General features: G+C 57.4%; 8 protein-coding genes and 1 tRNA gene. 3 read left to right on the top strand and 6 right to left on the bottom strand.

Annotated features, from left to right (window positions below; all coding sequences use genetic code 11):
• From PVW27_RS14950 to PVW27_RS14935, 4 genes are all read right to left on the bottom strand, one after another.
• On the bottom strand, window positions 1-438 hold a 438-nt coding region (locus PVW27_RS14950), incomplete at its 3' end, for a hypothetical protein (protein WP_274559013.1).
• A 337-nt stretch (window positions 439-775) separates the two neighbouring features.
• Window positions 776-973, bottom strand: a complete 198-nt coding sequence (locus PVW27_RS14945) for a hypothetical protein (protein ID WP_274559012.1) — start codon at window positions 971-973, stop codon at window positions 776-778.
• A gap of 543 nt (window positions 974-1516) precedes the next feature.
• Window positions 1517-1981, bottom strand: a complete 465-nt coding sequence (locus PVW27_RS14940) for a hypothetical protein (protein WP_274559010.1) — start codon at window positions 1979-1981, stop codon at window positions 1517-1519.
• Entirely contained in the window at window positions 1978-2283 is a 306-nt protein-coding gene (locus tag PVW27_RS14935) for a hypothetical protein (RefSeq protein WP_274559008.1), read from the bottom strand. The genes PVW27_RS14940 and PVW27_RS14935 overlap by 4 nt, the downstream gene beginning before the upstream one ends.
• A gap of 606 nt (window positions 2284-2889) precedes the next feature.
• On the opposite strand from PVW27_RS14935, the gene PVW27_RS14930 reads away from it, so the two are divergent.
• A complete protein-coding gene (locus PVW27_RS14930) occupies window positions 2890-3483 on the top strand; it encodes a hypothetical protein (protein WP_274559006.1) in 594 nt (197 codons plus the stop codon).
• 31 nt (window positions 3484-3514) lie between these two features.
• Here the strand turns inward: PVW27_RS14930 and PVW27_RS14925 are convergent, their stop codons facing one another.
• Window positions 3515-5020, bottom strand: coding sequence for a site-specific integrase (locus tag PVW27_RS14925; RefSeq protein ID WP_274559005.1), 1506 nt, complete (start codon window positions 5018-5020; stop codon window positions 3515-3517).
• A 278-nt stretch (window positions 5021-5298) separates the two neighbouring features.
• Here PVW27_RS14925 and PVW27_RS14920 point away from each other — a divergent pair.
• Both PVW27_RS14920 and PVW27_RS14915 read left to right on the top strand, forming a co-directional pair.
• A tRNA-Val gene (locus PVW27_RS14920) sits at window positions 5299-5374 on the top strand.
• 46 nt (window positions 5375-5420) lie between these two features.
• Window positions 5421-6344 (top strand): hypothetical protein, encoded by a 924-nt coding sequence (locus tag PVW27_RS14915; protein ID WP_274559004.1) that lies wholly within the window; start codon window positions 5421-5423, stop codon window positions 6342-6344.
• Window positions 6345-6407: 63 nt separating this feature from the next.
• Here the strand turns inward: PVW27_RS14915 and PVW27_RS14910 are convergent, their stop codons facing one another.
• A complete protein-coding gene (locus tag PVW27_RS14910) occupies window positions 6408-8969 on the bottom strand; it encodes a rhamnan synthesis F family protein (protein ID WP_274559003.1) in 2562 nt (853 codons plus the stop codon).
• Window positions 8970-8990: the final 21 nt, after the last annotated feature.

Below are 8990 nucleotides of genomic sequence, written 5' to 3'. Positions count from 1 at the left end.
GCCTTGACGATCCGTGCCTTCGCCGGTCTTGGGGTCAATAGCGTGGGAGTCGATCACGTGCAGACCGCAGGCGGCATACCTGAGCGCATAGGCCAGTGTCATCGCGTTATGGTCGGCGACGTCCGCATAGTGCTCATTGGCCCGCCGCAGCCCTCCGTCGAAAAGGGTCCGCATGGCGTCCGTAAGCTCTTCCGACAATTCCACCTGTGCGCGCTCACGCACGCTCTGTGCTCGTTTGGTGTGATAGAGACTCTTGCAAGGGGGGAGGTTGAAAACGCCCCTTGTGGGCAAGCGGTCGTGCGGCTCGCCCTTGCGAGGGTCCAGCTTAACCACATTGGAGATCTGGACCTCGTCCCGGTCGATCACCTCGCAAACTTCGTCATCTGGGATGTTCTGCCCGGCGAGAGCAAAGGGGTTGTCCGCCGTATTTACTGCCATTCGTCATTTCTCCTTATCAGTCAAAAGGTTATCAGCTCGGCTCCTCTAATTTCGCCGCCGCCCCGGTGGGGCGACGTGCGCTTTGTCCGACGCACTAGCGTCTTGTATTAGTGCACTCTTGGCGGGCGTCGTTTGGTAGTGTCAGGCACAGCCGCTGCCCACGCATCGCCCATGGACCTAAGCATCGCCGACATACTCCGCCGGGTGTGCCCCACTTCTTCCAGTTCGGTGATGAGGGCGTAAATCAACCCGACAACCGGCATTGGGTCGTCCCCGTCCCAGTCGATTGCGACAAGTGCGGTTCGAGCGGTTTCGATATTGCGCTGGGTGGTATCCATTACACCAACCCTCCGACCGGCTTTCCGGCAACGTGCAGCACCTGCGACGCGAGCAGACCCAGCATCTCGTTATTCGTCGCCGACAAAGGGCACAGCGCCAGCTCGGCCATTTCGGCGGTCAAGGTAATCAGAGCGCGTTCGCGGGCGGCGCGGATGAGGGTGCGGCGCTTCTTTCCTAAGGTGATTTCATTCAGCATTTTGTGTGTCCTTCAGTTGTTGATGACCTAGGGATAGCCGCCAAATTCATACCCGTGAAGGGGGTATGGAAATTGGCACAAGCTACTGAAAATAGTAACTTAAGCTTGAAGCTCAAAGGTTGCTTTCGAAGTTCGGCTTCAAGCTGAAGTTTGTAGAAATGTGACGAAGCTACTACACTACATGTTGATTGTGCTCATGCTATCAACAGACTGTTTATGCGGCGCGGGAACGTCTTGCGCTGTCGCCATAGGCCGCTTCCAACGTGCGGAACAGCCCCCAATTCAAGCGAATTCGGATCATCGATTCGTCCCCAACAGGAGAGCGACTACCAGTCCACCAGCCTTTGTGTCGGGGGCGCGGATCAGGCTTGAACCCCGCAACCGCGCCGCAAGCGCCTGATACTCTTCATCAGTGAGGATATGGCGAGGGTACAAGATGCAATGCCAACCTGCACCGTGGCGACGAAAGAAGGGTGCCCAGTGGCCGTTCTGCGCGCGTACAGCCACTTCGATCTCGTCAAGCGTCATCAAGTGCAATCTCCGCTAAACGAGGCCATGGCGGCGTGCATAATTGATACGCTGCATGGGCGAGAGGCCCGCCAATACGGCAGCGTGTTCGTTAATGCTCATGGACGCGGCAGCGTCCGCACGGGGGCGGTCGAGTCCGCGCTCACGGGCATAGTTCATCTTTTCTGTTCGGCTCATGTTCGCAGTATCGGCCTGAATCTTGGACACTTCAGCGGCCTGAACCTCTGCCTTGATCAAGGCATTGGAGATGGAAGGCTCCGCCTTGAGAAAATCCAATGCCTCGGAAACGTTCAGCGCGATTGCACCCCCTGACATGACATGCTCGCGGACCTGCGGAAGATTGCCGATCAGAGTGGGGTCAAGTTCAATTGTAGTATGGGCGGCGAAGGCCGCTCCGACCTCTCCTACGGCCCGCATGAAGTTGGCCCGGTCTTCATCGGAAAGGTGGGGGAGTAGGGATTCAAGAGATTCAATGGTCATGCAGCCTCGCTTTCATGATCTGGATTTACGGCCCACAACGCCTTCGCGAAGGACGCCCAGCCTGCATCACCCACCGGCAGTTCTGCTGGGTCATCGGTCAGAACAAACCGAACAATGCCGGGGTGAAGGAGGGCAATCTTCCCAAGGGGCGAAATGACGGGCAGTCCGCAGGCAAGGGCTGCGTTGCGTACTGCCTTCATGCAGTCCCGTGCACGCTCAGTTTCTTCTCCCTCAAGGCAGGCGAAGAACTCCGCTGCCCGCCTCTGCGCATATTCCCCAACCCAAAGAAAATCGGACTCCATGGCGGAGCGATCCACTGTGTCGAAATCTACCACGCGGGCGAGGTCATCCCCAGACAGGCCGCGCGCGCGACGTTCGCGCAGTCGGGGCGACCACTTCCGGCACCGCGTAGGTTCTGCCTCGCGGTGCAGCACTAGAGAAGTGGTGCGGCGGATACGGACGCCCCAGCCATCGATACAGGCTCTGATCCGAGGCCCCAAGAAGGGCACAGAGGTCGGTACTACGCATAGTGGTGCTGTCAGGGTTCATCCGGTGTCCGGTTGTTCTACGATCTGGGGGGAGGTCTGGCCGAGCTTACAGCCTAAGACAGCGCTTGCTGTCGGACGTCGATTTATGTGTTAAGTATATTATATTTCTATTGACAAGTCAATATTTCGCCAGAACGGATCATGAATTCGATTCGAATCCCGTTGGTGCGTGCCCTCCACTGGTTCATTGAGCATGCGAAGGTAGGCCGTGGTCGCAACCTAAATGGTCAACCTTGACAGCCTTGGAGAAGGCTGGGTTATCGCGCCGTTCTTGTGCTTTTGGGGTGCGTTGCCGTTTAGGTGTTGCGAGGTTAGTTCGGCGAGGCTAACCACTACGCTCAAACCAACATAGGTAACACCATGCGCCGTTCACTTTGTATTGCTTTCTCAACGCTAATTCTTGCTTCGTATGCACAAGCTGAGATTATCCAGATCGAATGTGTCGTGACAGAAACGAAGGCATTTTTTGGATCGAGTTTAGAGGGTGAAATTGCAGTCTCGGAAACAAAGAAAGGCGACATTTTTTTGTTTGAATTCTCAGTTTCGGATGGTGTGGTCTTTGCGACACTTTACCAAGAAGGAATTGAGCACAAGGCGCGCATGCGAGTTAGCTTTTCTGGGAAGTATACTACGTTGGTCATTAAACCAGAGATAGTTTATGCTAATGATGAAAGCGGTGGGAACATCAACCTAATGAATGACTTTGTCGGATTTAGTTCTAGTTGGGATAGAATCGATCCGAAAACTAGCCCAAAGTGGCCTGATATGGGATGGAACCTTTCATTGTACTATGGAAATCCTGCTCCGTCTGGCCATGCGATTCTGAGCGACGAGACCAGAAAAAGGTCCAAAGGCAGTTACTTAGAAAAAAACTCCCTCATCTGCCCAGACGGATTTCGTGATTACCGTTTTATCGAGGAGGCGCTTTGGCGAGAGTTTTCTGCCTACAAATAGTAGTTGTCGTGTGATGCAAAAGGGGAGGAGGTCACCAGTAGGAGATTGCGTCCAACGCTTTGCGTAAAATCGCCAGACCTTCCGGTGTATCGTTCAAGCGTGTTTTGTAGTTGCGAAGATGCCCTTGCCCCGAGACATGCCCGGTTATGCCTCTTATCACATCGTCAGACCGTCCAGCCCGTTGCAGGCGATCAACGAGCGTATCCTTGGTACTGTAAAGGACGTGCCGGTCATTCGTGAAACCCGTCGCCCGGATAGCCGTGGAGAAGGAGTCAGACATGGTCCCAGCCACGGACTCGGGCTTTGTTGTCCCAAGTTTCCACCCACCATCTTTCATAAACTCATGGAACCCTGCAATGTGTTTTGAAAGGGGCAGCTTGCGGCTAATTCGAGTTTTTGTTTCCGTGAGGTAGATAAATTCCGTAGTTACATTTTCTGGCTTTAAACGGAAGATTTCAACTGGACGGGCCGCTGTATAGAGCGCGACACGGAAAGCCCATTTGAACGCTTCGCGACGGTGCGGAACATAGCGCGATTCTGGTCCCCATGTTCTTTGAACAATGGTCCATACCTTCTTGATCTCGTCATCGTCAAATCGCTGCCATCGAGACACTTCAATCGGCGTGTCGTTTCGGGGCATTTTCACCTTATCGGTGGGCATTGCTTCAAATCCGGGTACCAGCTCTTCTGAAATTGCCCAACGCATGATTGCTTTGATCGGGGCAAAGTACTGGGCTACTGAATCAGGTTTAAGGCCTTCTTCTAGTAGGTGGTCCCGGTACAGTCGCAGCTTTTCTGGCGTGATCTGGTGCAGCGGTAGATCGCCAATCTTGGTTGTCATGGCGTCGATTTTGCCTCGATAACTACGCATTGTCGCAGGGGAAGAATTATTTAGCTTAAAGTACCGTTCTCGCAAAGCCGACAGGCGGTATTCATCGCTTTCCTGCGATTGCCCCACCAGCTCGACAAGGCGTGTTCTGAGCGCGGCTTGCATGGCGGTGTAGAGCGCACTCGAAACTTTATCGCCCTCGTCAGGGGGCAAGGACACCGGCAAGGCAAGAGCTTCTTTCAGGAAGGGGGAGGGGTCTTTAAACTGGTCTATATGCGACCTATCACCAAATGCTTGCCACGCGAAGGCGGAGAGGGACTCCCGCTCATATTTCTGAGAAAGTTTTGCCGCACCCTTCATGTGCTCTTCCGTGTCACGCCACGAAAGGACAAGGGCGTCGGGATCGCCCTCGATATCGTCACGAAGTTTGGTGGCGGCAATGAGTTCAACACCTCTTCGCACTACTTCGTCACGAGATTCGATGTTTGTCAGAAGGGCTATGATCCGGTCATGTTCGACTTTGTAAGCACCACCGCGATTCAGTGCCTCGGTAAGATCACTGCCCAGCGAATACTCCCAACGCTTTCGGTCCAGTAGGCCCTGAATTGCCTTGGGTACATCGCGCTGGTACTTGTATGCGGTTCGTTTCTGACGGCGGTATGCGGTGATGAAGCGAGGCAGGGGAATAGCGGTACTTTTGCGAGGCATGCTCGTTTCCTATGGTACTGATCATCCTGTGTCTATGGTACTTTTGGGAGTTGTTGTAAATGAAATCAATATTTTATACACAAGAATCCGCCGGTGGGAGTACGAATCTCTTATCACCCACCATTCCCCTTGCTTTTGATACCATCTCCCACGGTGGGACACCGGAAAAACCCTTTGGATTCAACACAAGGGGCCGAACGGCATCGGGCGCGGGGTTAACCCTTTTTGCTCCATTGCCGTCTTGCGCCGCTTGCAGAGCCGCGCTAAGCAGTCGCAGCGGGTGATTAGCTCAGTTGGTAGAGCGCTTCGTTTACACCGAAGATGTCGGGAGTTCGAGTCTCTCATCACCCACCAATTTTCGCCTGTTGAGTCAGTTTCGCGTTTTGAGGTGCTTGGTCAGGTGAAGAAGGTCTTTCTCCACATCGGCCACGGCAAGACTGGCACATCTGCCACGCAAACGGCTTTGGCACGGCTGCACTCCGATCTTCGAGCAGCGGGTTTGTGTTATCCGGAACATCCGTCGTTTCACTTTGCCACATTGGGCAACGTGACGTCGGGAAATCTGGATGGGACATACCCCGATTGGTTCGAGGCACAGGTTTTGCCGGAAATAGATAGAAACCCTCGGTTTGAACGTTTCCTGTTTTCGAACGAAAACATCTTCTGGCTGATGGACCCGTTCTTTGAGGCGGCTCCCAGTCTGGCAGCGCGGTTAGAATTCCATATCATCCTGAATGTGCGCGAGCCTTTCGACATGATCTGGTCAGCGTATGTTCAGATGGTCAAAGGCACGGGATACACCGGAGAATTCGAGGACTATGCGAAGACCGAAAGCCATATCATTCATGCTGCGTATCTGATCAAGCGGATGCGCGCGTTGAACCTGAAGTTTACGGTGATCAACTACTCCGCAGTAAAACATGGGATCACGCGGCGAATTTTCGACATCGTTGGCGTGCCTCATCTTTTTGATCCGGCTCAAGAACTGCGATTGGGAACAGTCAATAGATCATTGACTCATGCTGAATTGCAGGCCGTCCTGTCGGTGAACAGGGACTTTGGAGGCGAGTGGGGTCGAAAGGTGTCAGAGGCACTTGTAAACAAGCTTCCGAATGTGGCAGCGGAGTCCATCTATCTGCCAAGTGATCAGGCCCAGTCATTCAGTGACCGGATCGGAGAAGCCGTGACAACTGTGAACGGTTGCCTTGCGCCTGCTCAAAGGATCTCAATAATACCTGCGCCTTTCGACGAGAGGCCGCCTTCGCTCGGTTTGTCGGAAGATCAGGCCAGCGTTATCCGCGAAGTCTTTGACGTCCGGGGCTGACGGAAAGGGTCTTTCCATTGGGGCTTGGGTATAGGTTTTGGCATGATGAGGTCCTGCCCAGCCTCACCGTGGCTGATCAGCTTTCTCCAGAAAGAGCGAGATCAGCCCTTCCATCGCCGCGACGGTTGGCCAAAGTCGCTCGATCAGGTGAAATTCCGTGCCGTCCGTCGGCAGGGGTTCGTTGGGCCAAGGATAGCTGGGACCGAAGATCCGGGCCATGCGGGTGGCGACGCGCGCGCGGGTCCAGAACATGTTGCCGATGGGGAAAAGGATCGGATGCGCGGGGAGGGGCGCGGGGAATTGCCCGGCAAAGCGTGGCAGGAGGCGGCGGGATTCCGTCCAGCCATAGCGGTAGGGGTCCAAGGGCGCGACCAGACCGAGGTTCGGGTCCGTGAAGCGCTGCACGGCATCCGAGACCGCTTGGTCGTCGCCCAGAAGGATCGTCAGCAGAAACCGTTTCCAGACATCGCCCGTCGCGGTCGTGGCGAGGGATTTCTTCAGATGGATGTGGCACCAGACCGCGTCCGGGTCCGTCTGGGTGTGACCTTCGCAGAACAGGCGGAGAAATGGCAGGATGTCGCGGCCGAGATTGGGCATCTCGATCACCTCCAGAGCGAGGCCGGCCTGCTGTCCGATCCGGGATATCTGTGCGGCCTTGCGCCGGGTATCGGTGGTGACGACCACACGGCTGGCGGCGCGGAGCGCCTTGTATCGCGACAGGTCGGTGGCGAGGTCGTCAAGGTGGTAGGCGTGGATATGCACGGCGAAGGGTGGGATGGTTCCACCCGCGACACAGGCGAAGCGGGCGGTCCGCATGTGGCGATGCACCCAGTTGTCCGAGCGCGCGATCTCGCTCTGGACCGTGGCCAGATCGGGCCAGATGAGGCGGCGACCACAGGTCCACATCTTCTGTCGGGCCGCTGCCCGCGCGTCTGCGTCTTCGGGGCCTGCGGGGAACAGGAGCGGCAGGTCGTAATCCCCGGTCGTGCGGCATGGGGTGCTGCGGTTCCCGAGGCGTTGGGACAGGGCGTCGAGGATCTGCGGCAGCACCGGTGTGGCGTTTGTGGCAGGCGGTGCGGTGGTGCCTGCGGTCTTGTGCGGCAAGGTGGCGATGAGGCTGGCTGCGGCGGCAATGTCGCCATAGGGCAGGACATGCAGCGTCGGGTCAGTGCTGTAGGCCGGATCGTCGAAGCCCGAGCCTTGGGCGAAGATCACGATCCGGCAACCGGATGCGGCGGCGTCGAAGACGACATTGGGCAGCGGGTCCAGCCGGGAGGGCAGGTAGAAGAAATCCGCCGCGCGCAGGACGTCGCGGTAATGCGGGCCTGCGGGCAGAAAGACAAGGTTGCTGCCCGGTTCATTGGCCCGCGCCGCGCGCATGTGCTTGTCCAGCCAGACGCCGAAATGCATGTCCTCGTGATTGAGGCCGTCGCCGACCCAGACATAGAGGCTGTCATCGCCGCGCGCATGGGCGATCTGTGCGGTCAGGATGAACAGATCGGTGCCCTTGCGCCATTGCGCGTGACCTGCGCCGACCACGACGCGCCGCCCGGTCAGGTCCTGTCCGGTCAGGGATGCAAGGGTCCGGCGTCCGGCCTCGTGGCTGGCACGGTCCAGAGTTGCGGGGCGGAACGGATATTGCGGCAATACGATCGAGTCGCGCAGAGGGTCGGCATCGACATCCGCCATCACGCCGGTCCAGCTTTGGCGGACCTGCTCGGACGAAAAGACCAGCAGGTCGGAAAAGGCCGCCATCAGCACCGCCTTGTTGGCCGGGCGGATATAGTCGGTGTATTCGTGGATATAGCTGGCCCAGGGAATCCCGTGGCGCACCAGAAAGGGCGCGAAGGGGAAGGCTTCGACCGAGTTCAGCACAGCCCTGTCGATCCGCTCCAGCGCCGGATGGTCGATATAGGGCAGGGTCTGGTCGGGCGAGTCGGTCACGATCACGCAGACCGCATGGGCTGTCAGGTCATCCAGCAGCGGGCCGCCGCGCAGCCCTGCAATCACCACGTTGTGGCTGTGCGCCTCGCTGCGGGCCAGATCAAGCCCCACGATCGGCGCGCCGGTTCTTGAGAATTCGTGCAGCCCGATCAGCAGGGTCGGCTTGGCCGGGTCATGGGGGATCTGACCGGGAAACTGGTTCTCGCGCAGGTGGCGCAGGCTGGGGCGGTTTTCCGCGATGCCGTGGCGCAGGTAGTGCAAGAACGGTATCGTGCCGGATCTGGCGACATCGGGGTTATGGGTCAGGTAGAAGCGCGCGGAAAAGCAGGAGACGCGACGGTCCACCGGGTCGCCCAGCAACATCAATTCGAAAAAGACCTCGTGGATGCCCGGCATCCTGGCGCGGAAGGCGGCACAGATCTCGGGCGCGGTGGCCAGATCGGCCAGCATCCCGTCCAGCGCGGACCATGTCGCGCGCAGTTGGGCATAGGTGGTGCCGTGCCGTCCCTCGGTCTGTCCGTAGGTGTGGAAATGGTGGGTGGGATCGACCCCTGCGGCGGTCACGTCGGGGTTCATGGTCGCGTAGAATCGGGGATCAATTCTGGCTTGCGGTCGGGTTTGCAGGGTGACGGGGTCCGCAAAGCGCGACCAGAGCGCATCGAGAGGGGATGGCTCGCTCATGCGCGCCGTCTTGCTGTCAGG

The organism is Seohaeicola sp. 4SK31, assembly GCF_028802875.1.
In the GTDB taxonomy this organism is placed as follows: Bacteria; Pseudomonadota; Alphaproteobacteria; order Rhodobacterales; family Rhodobacteraceae; genus Seohaeicola.
The sequence above is the reverse complement of the archived record's forward strand: the minus strand, read 5'-3'. Positions and strand labels throughout refer to the sequence as shown.

Bases quoted from the DNA above. Each gene is read 5' to 3' on its own strand.
- PVW27_RS14945 (WP_274559012.1), bottom strand. From the start codon at position 973: ATGCTGAATGAAATCACCTTAGGAAAGAAGCGCCGCACCCTCATCCGC.
- PVW27_RS14925 (WP_274559005.1), bottom strand. From the start codon at position 5,020: ATGCCTCGCAAAAGTACCGCTATTCCCCTGCCTCGCTTCATCACCGCA.
- PVW27_RS14930 (WP_274559006.1), top strand. From the start codon at position 2,890: ATGCGCCGTTCACTTTGTATTGCTTTCTCAACGCTAATTCTTGCTTCG.
- PVW27_RS14910 (WP_274559003.1), bottom strand. From the start codon at position 8,969: ATGAGCGAGCCATCCCCTCTCGATGCGCTCTGGTCGCGCTTTGCGGAC.
- PVW27_RS14940 (WP_274559010.1), bottom strand. From the start codon at position 1,981: ATGACCATTGAATCTCTTGAATCCCTACTCCCCCACCTTTCCGATGAA.
- PVW27_RS14935 (WP_274559008.1), bottom strand. From the start codon at position 2,283: ATGGAGTCCGATTTTCTTTGGGTTGGGGAATATGCGCAGAGGCGGGCA.